17 protein-coding genes are annotated in these 20,934 nt (G+C 69.1%); 7 read left to right on the forward strand and 10 right to left on the reverse strand.

The features are described 5' to 3' along the window. Positions 1 to 139: 139 nt before the first annotated feature. Positions 140 to 1,798: an electron transfer flavoprotein-ubiquinone oxidoreductase gene (locus FHY02_RS04220; protein ID WP_409322212.1), complete on the reverse strand. Its 1,659-nt coding sequence runs from the start codon at positions 1,796 to 1,798 to the stop codon at positions 140 to 142. Between the two features lie 129 nt (positions 1,799 to 1,927). On the opposite strand from FHY02_RS04220, the gene FHY02_RS04225 reads away from it, so the two are divergent. From FHY02_RS04225 to moaB, 3 genes are read left to right on the forward strand one after another with little or no spacing between them, the layout of a single operon-like run. Continuing rightward, positions 1,928 to 2,668, forward strand: coding sequence for a uracil-DNA glycosylase family protein (locus FHY02_RS04225; protein ID WP_183920626.1), 741 nt, complete (start codon positions 1,928 to 1,930; stop codon positions 2,666 to 2,668). Then, positions 2,665 to 4,494 carry a lytic transglycosylase domain-containing protein gene (locus tag FHY02_RS04230; RefSeq protein WP_183920627.1) on the forward strand — a complete coding sequence of 610 codons (1,830 nt, stop codon included), beginning with the start codon at positions 2,665 to 2,667 and terminating at the stop codon, positions 4,492 to 4,494. The genes FHY02_RS04225 and FHY02_RS04230 overlap by 4 nt, the downstream gene beginning before the upstream one ends. Further along, on the forward strand, positions 4,491 to 5,018 hold the full coding sequence (gene moaB / locus FHY02_RS04235) for a molybdenum cofactor biosynthesis protein B (protein WP_183920628.1): 528 nt from the start codon (positions 4,491 to 4,493) through the stop codon (positions 5,016 to 5,018). The genes FHY02_RS04230 and moaB overlap by 4 nt, the downstream gene beginning before the upstream one ends. 83 nt (positions 5,019 to 5,101) lie before the next feature. On the opposite strand, the gene FHY02_RS04240 is transcribed toward moaB, so the two are convergent. After that, positions 5,102 to 5,515, reverse strand: a complete 414-nt coding sequence (locus tag FHY02_RS04240) for a YbjN domain-containing protein (RefSeq protein ID WP_183920629.1) — start codon at positions 5,513 to 5,515, stop codon at positions 5,102 to 5,104. Between the two features lie 140 nt (positions 5,516 to 5,655). Between FHY02_RS04240 and FHY02_RS04245 the strand changes: the two genes are divergently transcribed. Continuing rightward, positions 5,656 to 6,738 carry a PA0069 family radical SAM protein gene (locus FHY02_RS04245; RefSeq protein WP_183920630.1) on the forward strand — a complete coding sequence of 361 codons (1,083 nt, stop codon included), beginning with the start codon at positions 5,656 to 5,658 and terminating at the stop codon, positions 6,736 to 6,738. Between the two features lie 128 nt (positions 6,739 to 6,866). On the opposite strand, the gene FHY02_RS04250 is transcribed toward FHY02_RS04245, so the two are convergent. After that, positions 6,867 to 7,322, reverse strand: a complete 456-nt coding sequence (locus FHY02_RS04250; protein WP_183920631.1) for a monooxygenase family protein — start codon at positions 7,320 to 7,322, stop codon at positions 6,867 to 6,869. Positions 7,323 to 7,379: 57 nt separating this feature from the next. Here FHY02_RS04250 and FHY02_RS04255 point away from each other — a divergent pair, with 57 nt between their 5' ends. After that, positions 7,380 to 7,931: a TetR/AcrR family transcriptional regulator gene (locus FHY02_RS04255; RefSeq protein WP_183920632.1), complete on the forward strand. Its 552-nt coding sequence runs from the start codon at positions 7,380 to 7,382 to the stop codon at positions 7,929 to 7,931. Here FHY02_RS04255 and dnaE read toward each other — a convergent pair. Beyond that, positions 7,915 to 11,409: a DNA polymerase III subunit alpha gene (gene dnaE, locus FHY02_RS04260; RefSeq protein ID WP_183920633.1), complete on the reverse strand. Its 3,495-nt coding sequence runs from the start codon at positions 11,407 to 11,409 to the stop codon at positions 7,915 to 7,917. The genes FHY02_RS04255 and dnaE overlap by 17 nt on opposite strands. Positions 11,410 to 11,510: 101 nt before the next feature. Between dnaE and FHY02_RS04265 the strand changes: the two genes are divergently transcribed. Further along, a complete protein-coding gene (locus FHY02_RS04265) occupies positions 11,511 to 12,089 on the forward strand; it encodes an HdeD family acid-resistance protein (RefSeq protein ID WP_183920634.1) in 579 nt (192 codons plus the stop codon). Positions 12,090 to 12,293: 204 nt separating this feature from the next. Here FHY02_RS04265 and FHY02_RS04270 read toward each other — a convergent pair whose 3' ends face one another. The 5 genes from FHY02_RS04270 to FHY02_RS04290 all read right to left on the reverse strand — a co-directional run bounded on the left by FHY02_RS04270 (position 12,294) and on the right by FHY02_RS04290 (position 18,256). After that, the gene (locus tag FHY02_RS04270; RefSeq protein WP_183920635.1) at positions 12,294 to 12,773 is read right to left on the reverse strand and encodes a glutathione peroxidase; all 480 of its coding nucleotides are present in this window, start codon (positions 12,771 to 12,773) and stop codon (positions 12,294 to 12,296) included. Then, on the reverse strand, positions 12,770 to 13,360 hold the full coding sequence (locus tag FHY02_RS04275; RefSeq protein WP_183920636.1) for a GNAT family N-acetyltransferase: 591 nt from the start codon (positions 13,358 to 13,360) through the stop codon (positions 12,770 to 12,772). Before FHY02_RS04275 ends, FHY02_RS04270 begins: the two co-directional genes overlap by 4 nt. Next, on the reverse strand, positions 13,357 to 14,031 hold the full coding sequence (locus FHY02_RS04280; protein WP_183920637.1) for an ABC transporter ATP-binding protein: 675 nt from the start codon (positions 14,029 to 14,031) through the stop codon (positions 13,357 to 13,359). The genes FHY02_RS04275 and FHY02_RS04280 overlap by 4 nt, the downstream gene beginning before the upstream one ends. After that, positions 14,024 to 15,274: a lipoprotein-releasing ABC transporter permease subunit gene (locus FHY02_RS04285; RefSeq protein ID WP_183920638.1), complete on the reverse strand. Its 1,251-nt coding sequence runs from the start codon at positions 15,272 to 15,274 to the stop codon at positions 14,024 to 14,026. The genes FHY02_RS04280 and FHY02_RS04285 overlap by 8 nt, the downstream gene beginning before the upstream one ends. Positions 15,275 to 15,796: 522 nt before the next feature. Then, positions 15,797 to 18,256, reverse strand: a complete 2,460-nt coding sequence (locus tag FHY02_RS04290) for a TonB-dependent receptor (RefSeq protein WP_183920639.1) — start codon at positions 18,254 to 18,256, stop codon at positions 15,797 to 15,799. A 206-nt stretch (positions 18,257 to 18,462) separates the two neighbouring features. On the opposite strand from FHY02_RS04290, the gene FHY02_RS04295 reads away from it, so the two are divergent. Further along, positions 18,463 to 18,930 carry an Hsp20 family protein gene (locus FHY02_RS04295; RefSeq protein WP_183920640.1) on the forward strand — a complete coding sequence of 156 codons (468 nt, stop codon included), beginning with the start codon at positions 18,463 to 18,465 and terminating at the stop codon, positions 18,928 to 18,930. 100 nt (positions 18,931 to 19,030) lie between these two features. Here the strand turns inward: FHY02_RS04295 and FHY02_RS04300 are convergent, their stop codons facing one another. Further along, on the reverse strand, positions 19,031 to 20,866 hold the full coding sequence (locus tag FHY02_RS04300; protein ID WP_221190043.1) for a methyl-accepting chemotaxis protein: 1,836 nt from the start codon (positions 20,864 to 20,866) through the stop codon (positions 19,031 to 19,033). Positions 20,867 to 20,934 lie beyond the last annotated feature (68 nt).

The following is a 20,934-nucleotide window of genomic DNA, read 5'->3' on the forward strand; positions in this document are numbered from 1 at the left end:
GTCACCCCGGACTTGGTACGGCATCCACCGAGCCGGACATGCGGAAAGCGTTGCTCTCGCGTGAGGCGGGATCCCGGATCAAGTCCGGGATGACGGTCGTGAGGCAGGCGTCCGCATCCATGCCAAATCCCCGCCACCCTCACATATTCGGGTAGTTCGGTCCCCCGCCGCCCTCGGGCACGACCCAGTTGATGTTCTGCGTCGGGTCCTTGATGTCGCAGGTTTTGCAGTGGACGCAATTCTGCGCGTTGATCACGAACTTCGGATCGCCGACGTCCTCGCCGACGATCTCGTACACGCCGGCCGGGCAATAGCGCTGTGCCGGCTCGTCGTAGAGCGGCAGGTCGTAGGCGACCGGGATGGTCGGATCCTTGAGCGTGAGGTGGACCGGCTGGTCCTCCTCGTGATTGGTGTTCGACAGGAACACCGAGGAGAGCCGGTCGAAGGTCAGCACGCCGTCGGGCTTGGGATAGTCGATCTTCTTGACCAGGTCCTTGCGCCACAAGGTCTCGTGATCGGCGTGGTGGTGCAGCGTGAAGGGCATTCGCAGCCCGAGATACTCCAGCCACATCGTCACGCCCGCCAGCCCCGAGCCGATCAGGTCGCCGAAGCGCTTCACCAGCGGCACGACGTTGCGGACGATCGACAGCTCCTTCTTGACCCAGCTGTGCTCGAAGGCCTCGGGGTAGGCGACCAGCTCGTCACTCGTGCGCTGCGAGACGATCGCGTCGACCGCCGCCTCGGCGGCGAGCATCGCGCTCTTCATCGCGGTGTGCGTGCCCTTGATGCGCGGCACGTTGAGGAAGCCAGCGCTGTCACCGATCAGCGCACCACCGGGGAAGACCAGCTTGGGAATGGACTGCAGCCCGCCGTCGTTGATCGCGCGCGCGCCGTAGCTGACGCGCTTGCCGCCCTTGAGCAGCGCGGCCACCGCTGGATGGGTCTTCCAGCGCTGCATCTCCTGGAACGGCGAGACATAGGGGTTGCTGTAGTTGAGCCAGGTGACGAAGCCGATGCTGACCTGCCCGTTGGCCTGATGATAGATCCAGCCGCCGCCGTTCGACCCGCTCTCGCTGAGCGGCCAGCCCTGCGTGTGGATCACCTTGCCGGGCGTGTGCAGCGAGGGATCGATGTCCCACAATTCCTTGACGCCGAGGCCATAGACCTGTGGGTCGCAGTCGCGTAGCAGGTCGAAGAGACGCATCAGCTCCTTTGATAGGTGTCCGCGGCAACCTTCTGAGAAAAAGGTGTATTTTGCGTGCAGCTCGAGCCCAGGCTGATAATCGGGCTTGTGCGTGCCGTCGCGCGCGACGCCCATGTCGCCGGTGGCCACACCCTTCACGCTGCCGTCGTCGTGGAACAGGATCTCGGCCGCGGCGAAGCCGGGGAAGATCTCGACGCCCAGCTCCTCGGCCTTGCCCGCGAGCCAGCGGCACAGATTGCCGAGCGAGCCGGTATAGGTGCCCTTGTTGTGGAGGAACGGTGGGGTCCATAGATGCGGCAGGGTGAGCCTGCCCTTCTTGGTCAGCACCCAGTGGAGGTTCTCGGTAACGGGCACCTCGGCCAGCGGACAGCCCTGCTCGCGCCAGTCGGGCAACAGCTCATCAAGTGACTGCGGGTCGATGACGGCGCCGGAGAGGATGTGTGCGCCGACCTCCGAGCCCTTCTCGAGCACGCAGACAGAGATCTCCGCGCCCTTCTCCGCGGCGACCTGTTTGAGCCGGATCGCCGCCGACAGGCCCGCCGGCCCGGCGCCGACGATCACCACGTCATAGGGCATGGACTCGCGTTCGCTCACGTCATCTTCTCCTCGGGAGCGCCCGGCGCCGCCTCACCGCGGGCACTCGTCGTATCGTCGCAACGGCTGATCGGGCCGGCGGTGCCAGAAAGTTGACGCTCACGTCAACCGCGATCCTATGATGCGCGGATGGGGGCGGATCAGAATCACGACTGGGCAAAGCTCGCGGCGAGCGCGCTCGATTGGTGGCGCGAGGCGGGGGTGGATACGCTCGTCGAGGACGCGCCGTTCGACTGGCTCGCCGCGGTCGAGACCGCCGCGCCGCTCGCCCTGCTCGCGCCCGTCGCGCCGGCGAGAGCCCCCTCACCCACCCCCGCCGCGCTGCCCGATACGCGCGAGGCGTTCGCGACGTGGCGGCTCGGCGAGGACGCACCCGAGGCGCGCTGGGGCGGTGTCGCGATCGCGGCGACCGGGCCGGCCGACGCCGAGTTGATGGTGTTCGTCGACTGCCCCGAGCGCGACGACCGCGAGACGCTGCTGGAGGGCGAGACCGGGCGTCTGTTCGATCGGATGCTCGCCGCGATCGGGCGCTCGCGCGCGGACACCGCGCTCGCCTCCGTCTGCACGCGCCGCCCGACGACCGGCCGCGTGCCGCGCGACATCGCCGATCGGCTCGGCGAGATCGCGCGCCATCATGTCGCGCTCGCGGCGCCGAAACGTCTGCTCGCGATGGGCGATGCGGCGAGCCGTGCGCTGCTGGCGATGAGCGTCGCCGACGCGCGGGGACGTACGCACCCGATTAACCATAAACAGGGCAAGATCACGCACGTCGTGGCGACCCATCACCCTCGCTTCCTGCTGGATCGCCCCGCGGCCAAAGCCGAGACTTGGAAGGACCTGCTGATGCTCACCGGGGAGATCGCGTCATGAGCCCCCGCCGCGCCGCGCTGGCCGCCACCGCCGCGCTCGTCGCCGCCGCTCTGCCCGTCATGGCCTCGGCGGCGCCCGCCCCCGCGCCGGTCGTGCCGCCGGTGACGGTCGCGACCGCTCGCACCGCCGGTATTCCGACGCAGCTGACCCCGGAGCAGCGCTCGGGCTACCGCGCGGTCTTCGCCGCGATCCGCGACGCGCGCTGGAGCGACGCGCAGATCACGCTCGACACGATGGCGAGCGGGCCGCTCCACGCTTACGCGCGCGCCGAGCTGGTGCTCGCCAAGGGCTCGCCGCGAGTCAGCGACGAGGCACTGACCCGGCTGATCGCCGAGGCGCCTGAGCTGCCGCAGGCCGAGGCGCTGATGCGGCTGGCGAGCGCCCGCGGCTTCACCGACCTGCCCATGCTGCCGAGCGCGCAGCGGCTGATCTGGCAGGATGGCGCGCCCGCGCGCGTCCGCGCCCGTGCCACGCGCAGCGACGAGGTCGCCGCCGACCTCGCGCAGCGCATGCAGCCCTATGTGAAGGCCGACATGGGCGCCGAGGCACAGGCGCTACTCGAGTCGACCGACGGCCTCTCGCCCGAGGCGGAGACCGAGTGGCAGGCGCGGGTGGCCTGGATCTATTTCCTCCAGGGGCTCGACCCGCAGGCGCGCGCGCTGGCGGCGAAGGCCGCGGCGGGCAGCGGTGACTGGGCGCTCCACGGCCGATGGACCGAGGCGCTGTCGGCGTGGCGCCAGCACGACTGCGCCGCGACGCAGGTGGATTTCGAGAATGTCGCCGCGCGCGCGACCGACACCGACCTGCGAGCGACCGCGCTTTACTGGGCGGCCCGCTCGGACATGGCATGCGGCCGGCCCGATCGCGTCGAGTCCCGGCTGAAGACCGCGGCGCAATATAAGGAGACCTTCTACGGGCTGCTCGCGCGCCAGGCGCTCGGGCTGCCGGTGGAGCGGGTCCGCCCCGAGCTGGTGAGCGAGGAATGGGCGCGGCTCGAGCGCCGTCCCAACGTCCGCGTCGCCGCCGCGCTCGCCGAACTGGGCGAGGGCGAGCGCGCCGACGCGGTGGTGCGCCAGCAGGCGCGGATCGGTGATCCGTCCGAGTTCGCCAGTCTCGTCCATATCAGCGAGACGCTCGACCTGCCTGCGACCACCGTGTGGCTAGCGCACAACATGCCGCAGGGTGCGGTCGCCGCGGCTGATACGCGCTATCCGATGCCCAACTGGACGCCGGATACCGGCTGGCGCATCGACAAGGCGCTGGTCTACGCGCACACGCTCCAGGAATCGGGCTTCCGCAACAAGGTGCGCAGCCCCGCCGGCGCGTTCGGGCTGATGCAGATCATGCCTGCCGCGGCGACCGACTATATGCGCGAGCGCGGCGTCGCGATCGACCAGGACGCGCTGGCGCGCCCCTCGACCAACATCGACATCGGCCAGCGACACATCGAGAAGCTGCGCGACATGGGGCTCACCGGCGGGCTGCTGCCCAAGGTAATCGCCGCCTATAACGCCGGCCCCAAGCCGGTCGGCGAGTGGAACGCGCTGGTGCGCGACGGCGGCGACCCGCTGCTCTACATCGAGAGCATCCCTTATTGGGAGACGCGCGGCTATGTCGTGACGGTGCTGCGCAACTACTGGATGTACGAGTCGCTCGGCGGCAAGGCGAAGAGCCCCAGCCGCGTCGCGCTGGCGCAGGGCATGTGGCCGCGTTTCCCCGGCCTGCCGGGCGACAGCGCGGTGCGGATGACGTCGCAGACCCCGGTCACCGCGATCGCGATCAACGGCACCGTCGCGGCGCAGTCGACGACCCACGCCGAGCGATGAGCCTCGACCTCACGCGCGCCTTCGTGCCGGTGCGCATCGCGGTGCTCACCGTCTCCGACACCCGCGGACTGGCGGAGGACCGCTCGGGCGACACGCTGGTGGCGCGGCTGAGCGAGGCGGGGCATGTGCTCGCCGAACGCGCGATCCTGCGCGACGACGTCGACTCGATCGTGGCGCAGATCGACCGCTGGATCGACGACGCGGGCGTGGACTGCGTCATCACCACCGGCGGTACCGGTGTGACCGGGCGTGACGTCACTCCCGAGGCGATCGAGCAGGTCGCCGACAAGATGATCCCCGGCTTCGGCGAGCTGTTCCGCTGGCTGAGCTATCAGACGATCGGCACCTCGACGGTGCAGAGCCGCGCCTGTGCCTGCGTCGCGCGCGGCACCTATATCTTCGCGCTGCCGGGCTCGACCGGTGCGGTGAAGGACGCGTGGGACGGCATCCTCGCCAGCCAGCTCGATATCCGCCACCGCCCCTGCAACTTCGTCGAACTGATGCCGCGACTGACGGAGCGCTGAACGGCGGTGGCCGGCACCGGTGGCTCGGCGGAGGCCGGATGCGCCTCCAAGAAGGCACTGAGTTCCCCCAGTCCGGTTGACTATCAGTCCAGTATCTCGACGAAATTGGCGGGAGGGAGCCCACCGATTGTCGTGACGTCATAGCTCGGCACCAGCTCGTCGTCGCTGTCGAGCGACAGAGCGGCGAAGCGATGGGTGGCGTTCCCCTGGTTCACCGCGTCCAGCGCGTCGCTGCGGTCGCCAGCGAACCCGGCGTGGAAGCGCAGCGACTTACACTTCGCATGCGCCTCGCAGCCGTAGAAATCGATTGAGGAGTGATAGGCCGACGCCGCGCTCTCGATCATCGGGTCGCCTTCACCATCCGCGACCGTCTTCGCCTGGAACCCCTCGCGCCACAGCGCCGTGACGACGCTGGCGGGGTTCGCGGCGCACACGCTCTCGGGCGGACAGGGGACCGCCGCTGCGGCAGCGAACAAGAAGGGGAGAAATAGCGTCATAGCGCCTCGCGGATAGGCCATCATGTCGCCACGGAACGACCGCGCAAAGGCCGGCTCGCCACAACGAGCCACGCTTTCCTCGCCGAACTGAAGATGGGTTAGTTCTTGCTATGTTCCATCCGGTCGAGTAGACCGGCGCGATGGCTCATCGCCCGCCCAGACCTGCCCGCGGCGCCACACTGAACGCGGCGAGCACGCGCTTCAACCTGCCGCAGGCAGAGGAGGACGGAGACTGGCTCGATTCGCGCGGGACGATCGACGGTGCCGCCGCCCCGGCACGCACCACCGTCACGATCGAGCGCGCGCGCACGATCATCACACGCAACCAGTCGCCCGACGTGCCGTTCGACCGCTCGATCAACCCTTATCGCGGCTGCGAGCACGGCTGCATCTACTGCTTCGCCCGACCGAGCCACGCCTTCCACGATCTTTCGCCCGGGCTCGACTTCGAGACCAGGCTCTTCGCCAAGCCCGACGCCGCGGCACTGCTCCGCGCCGAGCTCGGGCGGCGCGACTATCGCTGCGCGCCGATCGCGATGGGCACCAACACCGATCCCTATCAGCCGATCGAGCGCGAGTGGCGGGTCACGCGCGAGGTGATCGAGGTGCTCGCCGCCTGCGACCACCCGCTTGTGATCACCACCAAGTCAGATCGGGTCGTGCGCGACCTCGACCTGCTCGCACCGATGGCGGCCAAGGGGCTCGTCGCGGTGGCGATCTCGGTCACCTCGCTCGACCCGCGCGTGGCGATGACGGTCGAGCCGCGCGCGCCCGCCGCGGCGCGCCGGCTCGCCGCGGTGCGGCGGCTCAGCGATGCGGGGGTGCCGACCTATGTCAACATGGCGCCAGTCATCCCAGCGATCACCGACGAGGAGGTGGAGGCGGTCGTCGCCGCCAGTGCCGCGGCGGGCGCGCTGGGCGTCTCGTACATACCGGTGCGGCTGCCCTGGGAGGTGGCGCCGCTGTTTCGCGCCTGGCTCGACGAACATTATCCCGAGCGTGCCGCCAAGGTGATGGCGATCATCCAGAGCCTGCGCGGCGGCAAGGACAATGAGCCGCGCTTCGGCGAGCGCATGCGCGGCCAGGGCCCTTGGGCCGAGCTGCTGCGCACCCGCTTCCGCATCGCGCGGGCGCGCGCCGGCTTCAGCGACGAGCGGCGCCGGCTCGACCTGCGCTGCGACCTCTTCCGTGCGCCGGCGGGGGCGCAGGGCGAGCTGTTCTGAAGCTGTTCTCCTTGAGCGCGCCGTGACGCCTTTGTTGGAGCGATAGCCAGTCGCCCTCGGATCCTTCGTCATCTCGGACCCAGGCCCGCGATGACAGGTAGGGAGAGCGGATGATCAGCCAGCGGCTCCTACCGCCCCAACCGCCCGCGGCTCGACAGCATCCGCCCCTGCGCCGCCATCGGCGGGGCGAAGGCGCCGAGCCCCGGCGGCTCGGGCATGTCGACGTAGATGGCCTCCATTCCGCCACGCGCCGAGTAAGCCTCGTGCCAGAAGCCGTTGCCGTGACGATCGGCCAGGAACTCGCGCCACCAACCGCCATGCGGCTCGGAGCGGGTGAACGCCTCCAGGCTCTCCAGGTCGCGCCAATATTGCCGGATGCCGACATGGTTCCAGGCGTAGAGCCCGCCGTCGCTGTGGAGCAGCCCGTCAGGTGGCGAGCGCCGGATCGCGGCGAGCCCACGACCGATCGACAGGAAGGATGGCAGCCCCCGTAGCGCGCCGACGCGGAAGCCGAGCAACACCATCACCATGTCGGGCCAGGCCGACACGTTCACCGTCACACGTCGTGCTACCTCCCCTTGCATCATCGCCTCCGTCGTTTACACCGTAAACATAGCCAGCTACGTGTACGGTGTAAACCGATGAATGTTCCCGCCCACCTCCGCGATCAGCTGCTCGACCAAGCCGAGGCGATGCTGGAAGCCGGCGAGAGCGAGCCCGGCATTCGCGCGCTGGCGCGGGCCGCTGGCGTGTCGGCGATGGCGCCCTATCGCCATTTCGCCGACAAGGCCGCGCTGCTCGCCGCGGTCGCCGAGCGCGGCTTCGCCACGCTCGCCGCGCGCCTCGCCGCGGCGGATGCCGCGGGGAGCGATGCCGAGCGGCTGATCGCGCAGGGGCTCAGCTATGTCGCGTTCGCGCGCGCCCACCCCGCGCTATTCCGGCTGATGTTCGCGCGGCCGGTGGACAGCGCGTGCGACCTCGAGAAGACACGCGAGAACGCTCCCGCCTTCGCCATCTTGGCCGATCGCGTCGCCGCTATCACAGGCAGGGACGACGCCGACGCGACCTTGGGTTGCTGGGCGATCGTCCACGGCCTTGCCACGCTCGCGCTCGACTCGCGCGTCGACGCGCCCGCCCCCCAGGTGCACGCGGTACTCGCGCTCTACGTCGCCGGGATCAGCCGACCGACTTGAGCCGCGTCTCCTCAATGTCGAACTCGACCTTGATGATGCCGGGCAGATGCTCGATCCGCTCCGCCAGCTCGGCGTCAAGCGCGAAGTCGCGACCGAGGATCACGGTCGCCTGCTCGTCGCTGCCGAGCGGCACCTTGAGCGTCACCTTGCCGCGCGCGCCGCGCGAGTCGCCGATCAGCGCAACCAGTCCCGCCACCGCGGCAGCGTCGCTCACATGGACGTCGAGCGCGAACCGCGTCGACGAGGCCAGCCCCTCGAACGGCCGGATCGCCTTCACCGTGACGCGCGGCGTCTCCTCGCCCGGCCGCCGATCAAGCTCCACTGTCGCCAGCCCGCAGCCGCCGTTGCGCGCCGCTTCCTCGAGATCCGCGGCGGGCCCGTCGTCGAAACAGGTCGCGACGAACTGCCCGGTCGAGTCGGACAGCGTCGCCATCATGTAGCGCTTGCCCCGCGCCGAGGTACGCCAGCGCGCGTCCTCGACCAGCACCGCCATCGTCGCCATCACGCGCGCGCCCTCGGCGATCGGCAGCTCGCCCAGCGCGACATAGCTGCGTGCGCCGTGCGTCTTGGCGAGATGACGGTAGCGATCGACCGGATGCGCCGAGAAGTAGAAGCCGAACGCCTCTTTCTCCTGCTCCATCCGCTCGGCGAGCGACCAGCGCGCGTCGGGCAGCTTGATCGTGTCACCCGCGCCCGCGTCATCGCCGAACAGCCCGCCCTGCCCGCTCGTCCGTCCTTCCTGCGTGCGCGCCGCGATCGCCAGCATCGTCTCGGCGACGGCATGCACGCCCGCGCGGTTGGGCTCGAGCGAGTCGAACGCGCCGCCGGCCGCGAGCGTCTCGAGCTGGCGCTTGTTGAGCAACCGCGGGTCGACGCGCGTGGCGAGATCGTCGAGGCTGCGGAACGCACCCGCCCCGGCGCGCTCCTCGCACAGCCGCTCCATCGCGCCCTCGCCCACCGATTTCAGTGCGGCGAGCGCGTAGCGCACCGACGGCACGCCCTCGGCGTCGACCTCGACGTCGAACTCGGCCGCGCTGGCGTTGATGCACGGCGGCAGCAGCCCGATCCCGAGCCGGCGCATATCGTCGACGAAAATCGCCAGCTTGTCGGTGAGGTGCAGGTCGTAGCACATCGAGGCGGCGAAGAACTCGGCCGGGTGATGCGCCTTGAGCCAGGCGGTCTGATAGGCGAGTAGCGCGTACGCCGCGGCGTGGCTCTTGTTGAAGCCGTAGCCAGCGAACTTGTCGATCAAGTCGAACAGCTGGTTGGCGTAGTCCTTCTTGATCCCGTTATGCTCGGCGCAGCCGGCGACGAAGGTGGCGCGCTGCGCGTCCATCTCCGCCTTGATCTTCTTGCCCATCGCGCGGCGCAGCAGGTCGGCGCCGCCGAGCGAGTAGCCGGCGAGGATCTGCGCCGCCTGCATCACCTGCTCCTGGTAGACGAAGATCCCATAGGTCTCCTTCAGGATCGGCTCGAGCAGCGGGTGCGGGTAGGTGATCTCCTCGGTGCCCTGCTTGCGCCGGCCGAACGACGGGATGTTGTCCATCGGACCGGGGCGGTAGAGCGAGACGAGCGCGACGATGTCGCCGAAATTGGTCGGCCGCACCGCCGAGAGCGTGCGCCGCATCCCCTCGGATTCGAGCTGGAACACGCCGACCGTGTCGCCGCGCTGGAGCAGCTTGTAGACGCCCTCGTCGTCCCACAGCAGAGCGTCGAGATCGACCTCGATCCCGCGCTTGGCCAGCAGCTGCACCGCCTTCTTGAGCACCGACAGCGTCTTGAGCCCGAGGAAGTCGAACTTCACCAACCCCGCGCCCTCGACGTATTTCATGTCGAACTGGGTCACCGGCATGTCCGAGCGCGGGTCGCGGTAGAGCGGGACGAGCTGCGCCAGGGGTCGGTCACCGATCACCACGCCCGCGGCGTGGGTCGACGAGTGACGCGGCAGGCCCTCCAGCTTCATCGCCAGGTCGAGAAGACGGCGTACCTCATTGTCGTTCGCATATTCGCGCGCCAGCTCGGAGACGCCATTGAGCGCGCGATCGAGCGTCCACGGGTCGGTCGGATGGTTGGGGACGAGCTTGGCGAGCCGGTCGACCTGGCCGTAGCTCATCTGCAGCACGCGCCCGGTGTCCTTGAGCACCGCGCGCGCCTTGAGCTTACCAAAGGTGATAATCTGCGCGACCTGATCGCGGCCGTATTTCTCCTGGACGTAGCGGATGACCTCGCCGCGTCTGGTTTCGCAGAAGTCGATGTCGAAGTCGGGCATCGAGACGCGTTCGGGGTTGAGGAAGCGCTCGAACAGCAGCCCCAGCTTGATCGGATCGAGGTCGGTGATGGTCAGTGCCCAGGCCACCGCCGAGCCCGCACCCGAGCCGCGCCCCGGTCCGACGGGAATGTCGTGCGCCTTTGCCCATTGGATAAAGTCGGCGACGATCAGAAAATAGCCGGGGAAACCCATTTGGATGATAACATCGAGCTCGAATTCGAGCCGCTGCCGGTAGGTCTCCTGCCACGTCGGCTCCTCCGGCGCCTGGCCGAGCGCGACGATCCGCTCGATCCGCGCCGCCAGCCCCTCGCGCGCACGCTCGCGCAGCATCGTCGCCTCGCCCTCGCGGTCGCCAGCGAGGCTGGGAAGGATTGGCTTGCGCTTGGGCGCGGCGACCGCACAGCGCTGCGCCACCACCAGGGTGTTGGCGATCGCCTCGGGCAGATCGGCGAACAGCTCGCGCATCGCCTCGGCGGGCTTCATCCAGGCGTGACCACAGCTCTTCGGGCGATCGTCGCTCTCCAGATAGCTGGAGCTCGCGATGCACAGCATGGCGTCGTGCGCGGCGCCGAAATCCGCCTCCTCGAAGCAGCTCGGGTTGGTCGCGACGATCGGCCAGCCGCGCTCATAGGCGAGATCGAGCAGCGGCGACTCGGCGCGCTCCTCGATCGCGTCGCCGCGGCGGCACAGCTCGACGTAGAGGCGGTCACCGAAGGTGGCGTGGAGCCGCTCGGCGTAGGTGATCGCGCGCGCAGGCTGGTCCTCGGCGAACAGCCGCGCCACCCCGCCCTCGCCGCCCGCGGTTAGCGCGATCAGCCCGGCGGCGTGGCGCTCGATCAGGTCGAAGCCGACATGCGGCGCCAGTTCGAGCGGACGGTCGAGGTGCGCGTGGCTGACCAGCGCGCAGAGGTTGTCGTAGCCCGTTTCGTCCTGCGCATAGAGCGCGATCCAGTCGACGACCGTCGCGGCGCCCTCGGGCATGTCGGGTCGCGCGACGCCAAGCATCGTGCCGATCACCGGCTGGACACCCGTGCTCTTGGCGGCATCGGAGAAGGCCATCGCGGCATAGAGACCGTTGCGATCGGTCAGCGCCGCGGCGGGGAAGCCGAGCTTGGCCGCGCGCTTGGCGATCGCCTTGGGCTCGATCGCGCCGTCGAGCATGGTGTAGCTGGAGAAGATGCGGAGCGGCACGAAGCCCGAATGTGGCATCGCTCCTAGCTAAGCCTCCCTACTCGATTCGGCCAGCGCCCGCGCGACCGCCGGAACCGCGCCCGCGCCGGCCCGTTCGCCGGCGCAGCAGGAGGACGGACATGAGCGATGTTAGAGGCGTGCCGCGCGCGATGGGCGCCGGTTGGGGCTGGATCATGGCCTATGGCGTGGTGTCGGTGCTGGTCGGCGTGGCGGCGATCATCTGGCCCTATGTGGCGACCTACGCCGCCACTGTGGTGATCGGCACCTTGTTCTTCATCTCGGGTGTGTTCTCGATCGCGGCCGGCGTGTTCGGCCAGGGCAGCGAGAGCCGCATCTACGCGCTGCTGTTCGGCGTCCTGTCGGTCGTGGTCGGCGCGATCATGGTGTTCGAGCCGATGACGGGCGCGGTATCGCTGACCTTGATGGTGGCGGTGTGGCTCGGCGTGCGCGGCGTGCTGGAGATCGTGGCGGGAACGCGGATGCGGCGCCGGGGCGTCATGATGATCGTGCTCGGCGTGATCAACCTGCTCTTGGCGTTGTTCATCCTGATGACGGTGCCATGGTCGGCGCTGACGCTGCCGGGCTACGTGCTGGGGATCAGCTTTCTGTTTGGCGGCGTGACCGCGATCGCCGCGGCGAGCGACCACCGCAGCGGCGCCAGCGCGTTCGCGATGCCGGAGGAGATGGTGCAGCAGTGAGGTGGGCGGCGGTGGTGCCCAGTAGAGCAGCCGCGGTGGAGTGGCCACCTCGACCTTCCGCCGCCCGGCATCCTGAACTCGTTTGAGGTTCCACGGTCCCGCGAGCGCCGCGGCCGATCGGTGTGCGGTACGGTGGATCCTGAAACGAGTTCAGGATGACGCTGTTCGCCGGGGGGGGGTGGCAGTGAGTCTAATCACCCGCCGTCACAACAATGCCTCAATATCGGTCCGCAGCGCCTCGGGCGCGGTGGTTGGCGCATAGCGGCGCACCGTCTCACCATCGCGCGCGATCAGGAACTTCGTAAAGTTCCACTTGATGGCGCGTGAGCCCAGCAGCCCCGGCGCGGCGCGCTTGAGCCGCTCGAACAATGCGTCCGCCCCCGTCCCGTTGACTTCGACCTTCGCGAAAACCGGGAAGCTCACGTTATAGTGGGTCGAGCAGAAGGTCGCGATCGCGGCGGCGTCGCCCGGCTCCTGCGCGCCGAACTGGTTGCAGGGGAAAGCCAGCACCCCCAGCCCGCGCTCGGCATAGTCGCGGTGGAGTTCCTCTAGCCCGGCATATTGCGGCGTGAACCCGCACTGGGACGCGGTGTTGACCACCAGCAGCACCCGGCCGGCATAATCCGCCAGCGACTGCTCGCCGCCGTCAGCGGTCCTCACGCTCAGGTCAGTGATCGCGCTCATCCGTGCCTCCGCAGCAGGAACTCGATGTTGGTCCGCACTGCCGGCCACTCGCTGGCGATGATCGAGTAGACCACCAGGTCGCGCACCCTCCCGTTGAACAATTGGTGCGAGCGCAGCACGCCGTCGCGCTTGGCGCCGAGCCGCTCGATCGCGGCCTGCGAGCGCTTGTTGAACCAGTCGGTGCGGATCTGCACTACCTGGCAGCCGAGCGCGTCGAAGGCGTGCCCGAGCAGCAGCAGCTTGGCCTCGGTGTTCACCCCGGTGCGCTGCACCGAGCGCGCGTAGAAGGTGCCGCCGATCTCGACGCGGCGATGCGCCTCGCTCATCCGCATGAGGCGGGTGAGCCCGACGACGCGGCCGTCGGGCGCTTCTACCGCGAACGGCAGCGCGCGGCCGAAGTCGCGCTCGCGCAGCGCGGCGGCGACGAAGGCCTCGGGGTCGGTCAGGCCGGAGACGTTGGCAAAGAACAGCTCGGTAAGGTCGCCGTCCCCCGCCGCCGCGGCGAGCGCGGGTGCGTCCTCCGGAGTGAGCGGGCGGAGCACCACGTGCTGTCCGACCAGCCGCGGCGTCTCGCGCCAGCGGCTCACGCGATCGTGCCCTCGTGCAGCCGCACGACGCGGTCCATCTTGGCGGCGAGCCGCTCGTTATGCGTCGCCACCAGCGCCGCCGAGCCCTCGCCCCGTACCAGCCGCAGGAACTCGGCGAGCACGACGTCGGCGGTATGTTCGTCGAGGTTGCCGGTCGGCTCGTCGGCCAGCACCAGCGCGGGCCGGTTGGCGAGCGCGCGCGCCACCGCGACGCGCTGCTGCTCGCCGCCCGAGAGCTGCGCCGGGCGATGCGTCAGCCGGTGACCGACCCCGAGCGCGGTGAGCAGCACGGCGGCGCGTTCCTCGGCGGGCGCCCGCTCGGCGCCGTGGATCAGCTGCGGCAGCACGACATTCTCGATCGCGTTGAAGTCGGGCAGCAGGTGGTGGAACTGGTAGACGAAGCCGAGCCGGTCGCGCCGCATCGCGGTGCGGCCGGCGGCGTCGAGCTGCGCCGCCTCCACCCCGGCAATCCGGATCGAGCCCGCGAACCCACCCTCGAGCAGCCCGACCGCCTGGAGCAGGGTCGATTTGCCCGAGCCCGATGGCCCCAGCAGCGCCACGATCTCGCCCGGCGCGATGGCGAGGTCGACACCGCGCAGCACGTGGATCGTCGCGCCGCCCTGGGTGAAGCTGCGCGCCAGCTCGCGCGTCTGGAGCACCGCCTCACTCATAGCGCAGCACCTCGACCGGGTCGGTGCCCGCCGCCTTGAGCGCGGGATAGACCGTCGCCAAGAAGGTCATCAGCAGCGTGATCAGCACGATCGCGACGATCTCGACCGGGTTGGGCTTGGACGGCAGCTCGGTGAGATAGCGGATCGACGGGTCCCACAGGTTCTGCCCGGTGATCGCCTGCACCGCGTTCACCACCGACTGGCGGATGAACAGGAAGCCGAAGCCGAGCAGCAGCCCCGCCACGGTGCCGAGCACCCCGATCGTCGTCCCCACGGTGATGAAGATCCGCAGCATCGCGCCGCGGCTCGCCCCCATGGTGCGCAGGATCGCGATGTCGCGCGTCTTGGAGCGCACCAGCATGATCAACGACGAGGCGATGTTGAAGGCGGCGACCAGGATGATGATGCACAGCACGGTGAACATCGCGACGCGCTCGACCGCCAGCGCGTCGAACAGCTCGGCGTTGAGCCGGCGCCAGTCAGCGACCGCGGCATAGCCCTGCACCTTGCGCGTGAGCGGCGCGAGGATCTCGCCGACGCGGTCGGCGTCGTTGGTCTGCAGCTCGATGATCCCGACGCTGTCGCCGCTCAGCAGCAGGGTCTGCGCGTCGGCGAGCGGCATCACGACATAAGCCTTGTCGTAATCGTACACGCCGACCTCGAAAATCGCGCCGACGGTGTAGTTGACGTAGCGCGGCATCGTGCCGAACGGGGTCGAGGGACCGAGCGGGTTGATCAGCGTGATCTCGGACCCGATCGTCGCGCCGAGCTGCTCCGCCAGTCGCGCGCCGATCGCGACGTTGTTGCTCCCCGGCGTCACGCTGGCGAGGCTGCCGACGATGACCTTGGAGTTGATCGTCCGATTGGCGCGGATGTCCTCGGGCCGCATGCCGCGCAGGATGATCCCCTCGGCGCGGCCGTTGTAGGTGACGAACAAGGGCTGCTCGATCATCGGGATCGCGCTGGTGACGCCGGGGGTGGCCTTCGCCTCGGCGAGCGCGCGGCGCCAGTCGGGCAAGCGGCCGTTGTAGCCCTGGATCACGGCGTGACCGTTAAGCCCGACGATCTTGTCGAACAGCTCGGCGCGGAAACCGTTCATCACGCTCATCACGATGACCAGCGCGGCGACGCCGAGCATCACCGCGCCGAGCGAGAAGCCCGCGACCAGGACGATGAACCGCTCACCGCGACCGGGCAGCAGATACCGCCGCGCGATCATGCTCTCGTAGCGCGACAGCAACATGCCGCCGCCTCTAGGATGGCGCGCGCGGCGGCGCAACGGGGCGTGTGGCGGATCCGACACAGAGCTGCCGCAATCGGTTTTGCCCGCGTTCATTTCGGTCGACAGCCGAACGCCGCACCAGCATACCTTCCCTCACTGGCACACAGGCAAAGGCCGTGGTTCGGGGAATGTCGTCGAGCTCCGCTTCACACCGAAGCGCGCGGGCAGACGGCGGAATAGGGGGCTGACGAGCGATCGTCACGCAGGCGCCCGGGTCGCGATGAGCGGCCCGGGCGTTTGCTTTGTGGCGGCAATGTGGTGACGCCGCGCATACAATCAAACGAGGTCGACAAGTTCGGTACGCCGTGATCGCTCACGATCGCAGATCCTGTCGTCATCCCGGGCCCGACCCAGCATCCATGGTGCCGCGCGTACTGCCACCGTTGCTCTCGCGGCCAGATGGATCCGGCTCAGGGCCGGGATGACGATCACTCGCTGGGGCTGCCTGCCTGAGGCCTAGCCTTCGCCGTGGCGCGCCATCGCTCAGAAGTTCGCCGAGACCGTCACACCATAAGTGCGCGGATCGCCCGGCTGGCCGACCACCAGCCCGGTGTTGCCCGACTGGGTCGCCAGCAGCTCGTAATAATCCTGGTCGAAGGCGTTGCGCAGCCACAGGAACGCGTTGAGGCCGCGGTCGCTGCGATAGCCCAGCCGCACGTTCGAGATCGAATAGCCATCGATGTTGGTGTAGATCGACTCCGACGGGTTGCTCGAGAAATCGGAGCGATAGCTGCCGTCATAGCCGAGATAGACGTTGCCGCCCTCGCCCCCCAGCGTCACCGGTACCGCATATTCGGCACCGTAGGAGAAGGCCCATTTCGAGATGCCGGGCAAACGCTGGCCCGAGATGTCGCAGTTGGCCGGACTGCTCGTGCCGCCCGACAGCTCGGGCGGGCACGGCGCGTCGGTGAAGTCGACGTATTTGGCGTCGGTATAGGCCGCGTTGGCGTAGACGTTGAGACGCGTGGTCGGGCGGAACGCCGAGTCGAGCTCGACGCCGCGCGTCCGCACCTTGCCCGCATTGGCGAGATAGCCGCGCAGCACGCCGAGCTGGCCGTTGGTGACGGTCGCCTGATAGTCCGAGATGTCGGTCCAGAAAGCGGCCAGATTCACCGTCGCGCGGCGATCGAGGAACTGGGTCTTGAGCCCCAGCTCATAGTGATTGACCTTCTCGGGCTGCACCGTCGCGGCGCTGAGGATAGGATTGTTACCGGCGTCCAGCGGCAGACCCGAGAGGTTGATCCCGCCCGACTTGTAGCTGCGCGCGTAGGTGGCATAGCCGTGGACGTCGGCGGCGATGTCCCAGGCCGCGGTGATGTCACCCGAGACGTTCCAATTGTCGAAGTCGGGCGCGTAGCTCTGCGGCGCGAGAACGCCGCCCTGATCGCTGGTCAGCGTGGTCGAGCCGCTGCCCGTCGTCACCACCGAGACATAGGAGCCGCGCTTCTTGTCATAGTTGACGCGCACGCCGGGCGCGATCGAGAAGCTGTCGCCGAGATGCCAGGTGAGCTTCCCGAACGCCGCGGCGGAGGTGTTGGTGAAGCCGATCGTGTTGCGCGCGGTCAGCCCGTCGAGGATCGCCGGGTTGCAGGCCGCGCTGCTCGGGCGCGCGCAGCCGTTGGCGCCGAACGGCGGGTCACCCGGATTGAGCAGCCAACGGCTCGCCGCCGGCCCCTGTACCTGGAGCCCCTGCGTGTCGATCGTCTGGCGGAAGTAGAAAAGGCCGGCGACATAATCGACGCGGTGCTGCCCGTTCGAGGCGACGCGCAGCTCCTGGCTCACCTGCTTCTGCTGCGACGGGTTGGCCGACACCGTGGTGATCGGCAGGCCGATGAAGTCGCGGTCGTTCGAGGGATCCCAATCCCAGAAGCGCCACGCGGAAACCGAGGTGAGCGTTGCCGCGCCGACGTCCCAGTTGGCCACCAAGGACGCGCCGCCCAGCTCCTGGCGCGCGCGCAAGGGTGTGTCCAGGTCCGTGAGCCGGTCGAAGGCGTTGCGCGACGGCGGCGCGTAGCCGAAGGCGGCGGCGAGCGCCTCATATTGCCGCGCGAGCGGCCGCTGCGTGCGGCCGACTCGCGCGAAGATCTGCGCGCAGCATTCCGGATCCTGGTGGTTGTAGTCGCCGGCGAGCGTGAGATCGAGGTTGGACGCCGCCTGCCAGAAGAGCTGCCCGCGCAAGCTGCGATTGTCCTGCGCGTTTACATAGGCGCCGGTACGCGTGTTGTAGATCGTGCCGCGTCGCGATGTCACCGAGGCCGACAGTCGGATCGCCAGCGTGTCGCCGATCAGCGGACCCGAGGCAGAGGCCTTGGCCTGGAGGAACTCGAGGTTGCCTGCGGTGAGCTCCACCCGTGCCTCGGGCGTGAAGCTCGGTCGCCTCGTGGTGATGTTGATTGCGCCCGCGGTGGTGTTCTTGCCGTAGAGCGTGCCCTGCGGTCCGCGCAGGATCTCGATTCGCTCGGTGTCGGTGAAGTCGAAGGTGGCCGAGGCGATGCGCGAGTAATAGACTTGGTCGACATAGATGCCGACGCCTTGCTCGATCCCGTCGTTGGTGAGGCCGAACGGGGCGCCCAGGCCGCGGATGTTGGCGGCCGAGTTGCGCGGGTTGGTCGAGTAGAATTGCAGCGTCGGCTGGATCTGCGTCAGCCGGCTGACATTGTACGCGCCCGTCTCCGCCAGCGCGGTGCCGCCGATTACCGACACCGCGAGCGGCACGCGCTGCACGCTCTCGGCGCGACGCCGCGCGGTGACGACGATGTCGCCCCCGCCCTGCTGCGCCGGGCCGAGCCGACCGCGCTCGTTGTCACCGCTGCCGTCGACCGTCCCGCGCACCACGGCATCGTCCTGCGACGGTGCCGCAGCGGCGGGCGCACCAACCGCCTGATCGGCCGCGGCGGACGGTACGGCGGCCTGCGCCAGTAGCAGCGCGAGCGTGAGCGACATCGAATTCCCCCCTGTTTACCTCGACATCATCCTGCATCGCCGATCCCGCATAGTCCATCAACGAAGTAGGAGTATCAGGGGGACTTGAAACGCTTCGTGCTGCTCCCATTTAGCTAGCGTGCGGTGCCGCTGGCCGGGCCGCACGGACAAAGGCGCTGCGGATGACCGGGCGCCTTGCTTCAAATAGCTCATCGGAGGATTTGAACATGCGTTTCGACCTTACTCCCTACCGCCGCTCGACCATTGGCTTTGATCGTCTGTTCGACATGATCGAGGCGAATGCGCGCGGCGCATCCGAGAACTATCCGCCGTTCAACCTGGAGCGAGTCGCCGACGACCGCTACCGCATCACGCTGGCCGTTGCCGGCTTCAGCCGCGACGAGATCGAGATCACCGCGCAGCAGAACCTGCTGCAGGTGGCCGGCAAGAAGGACGATCGGGCGGAGAATGCGCAGTTTCTCCACCTCGGCATCGCCAACCGCAGCTTCGAGCGGCGGTTTGAGCTGGCCGACTTCGTTTTCGTGGAGGACGCGCGGCTGAACGACGGGCTGCTGGTGATCGATCTGGTCCGCGAGGTGCCTGAGGCGATGAAGCCGAAGTCGATCGCGATCAAGACCGGCCCGCAGCTCACCGCGGTGGAGGACAAGGCCACCGACGCGGCGCGCGCCGCGTAAGGGTCAGCCGCGCGAGCGGGATCGGCGTCTCTTTGCTCCCTTTCGAGGCGCCGGTGGGGGCGTCCGGGCCGACAGGTCCGGGCGCCTTTCCCTTATAGACTCACTCGGCACGTAGGGCGCCGTCATCCTCACCCCCTTGCCCGCGCGGAGCATGGCCGAGCCGCGGCGCGGGCTTGGGCAGGCGACGCGCGGGAGCCTCGATCTGGCGGTGGCGCGGCAGGCCGGCGCGGGTCGGCGCGGAGCGGTCGAGCAGGAAACACGCGACCTCCTGGGCTAGCGCGTCCGCCTCGCCCGCGAGAGCGCGCGCCGCGGCCGTCGTTTCCTCCACCATGGCGGCGTTCTGCTGGGTGACGCCGTCCATCTCGGCGATCGCCTTGCTCACCTGCACGAGCCCAGTCGACTGCTGGTCGGCCGCCTCGGCGATCTGCGCCACCAGCGCGCCGATCTCGCCGACCCGCGCGATGATCCGGGTCAGCGCGTTGCCCGCCTCCACCACCAGCTTGGCGCCCGCGCCGACCTGCTCGGTCGAGGCGCCGATGCGCTTCTTGACGTCGCGCGCGGCGTCGGCCGAGCGCTGCGCCAGCGCCCGCACCTCCTGCGCCACCACCGCGAAGCCGCGGCCGGCGTCGCCCGCACGCGCCGCCTCCACGCCCGCGTTGAGCGCGAGCAGGTTGGTCTGGAAGGCGATGCCGTCGATCACGCTGATGATGTCGCCGATCTCGTGCGAGGCGCGCTCGATCCCGCTCATTGCCTCGACCGCGCGGCGCACCACCTCGCCCGAGCGCTCGGCATCGCCGCGCGTCTCCACCACCACGCCGTTGACGCGCGAGACGCCCTCGGCGGTCTGGCGCACCGTCTCGGTGATCTGCTGCATCGCCGCCGAGGTCTGCTCCAGGCCGGCGGCATGTTTCTCGGTACGGAGCGACAGGTCGTCGCTCGCCTGCAGGATCTCGTCGGCGCCCTCGCTGATCCCGGCGGCACTCGCCTGCACCGCCGCGAGCACCGCTGCCAACGCCTCGATCGCATCGTTGAAGTCGGTGCGCAGCTTGCCGAACGCGCCCTCCAGCTCGGTGTCGACGCGGGTCGTCAGATCGCCGCGCGCCAGCGAGTCGAGCCCCGCGCCCACGCTGGTGACGATCAGTGCGGTCTGGCGCACCTTCTCCTGCTCGGCGGCGAGCAGCCGGTCGCGCAGCTTGATCGCGGCGGCGGCGACGTCGCCGACCTCGTCGCCGCGCCCCGCCCCCGCGATCTCGACGCCGAGGTCGCCATCAGCGAGCTGCAACAGCCCGTTGGTCACGACATCGAGCGGGCGAGCAATGCCACGGATGAGCATCATCAGCAGCGCGATCACGAGCAGCGCGGTCAGCGCCATCGCCACGAACGTGATCGTTCGCGCCGCGTCGACGAGCGAGCGCGCGGTGGCCACGCCGTTATCGAGCGAACCCGACTGCTGCACCAGCAAGCGGTTGGCATCCCGCTCGACATCGGAGAAGGCCGGCGCGCGCGCGCGGAACGTCGCCAGCCCCGGCGCCCCGACACGGCGGAACTGGTTCGCTCCGGACGCGCGATAGGTCGACCAGTCGTGCGCGAACTCGCGCAACAGGCCCTGTGTCACCGGTGAACGCAGCCGGCCGTCGAGCTCCGCGACCCGCGTCTCCACCGCACGCGCGCGCTCGGCAAGGTCCTGTGCCGCCGCGGTCACCTCAGCACCGTCGCGCGCCGCTGCCAATGTGGCCTCGCCCAGCCGATATTGCGTGGCCGCGAGCGCCATGGCCGAGGCTGATTCATAATTGTGGCGGCGGTGAACGCCGATATCTTCCGCAATCGCGTCGATGCGGCTCACGTTGGCGAGCGCGAGCAGGTTGATCCCCAGCATGACGACGAAGATCACCGCGTACGACAGGACGAGCCTGGGCGCGATGCGTAACTGATCCATCAGAGGCGAGCTCCGTTGACCGCGCCGCCACCCGGCTGCGGTTCCGCTGCCTCAATTATAAGACGACC

It is taken from the genome of Sphingomonas sp. BK069 (genome assembly GCF_014193405.1).
Lineage (GTDB): Bacteria > Pseudomonadota > Alphaproteobacteria > Sphingomonadales > Sphingomonadaceae > Sphingomonas.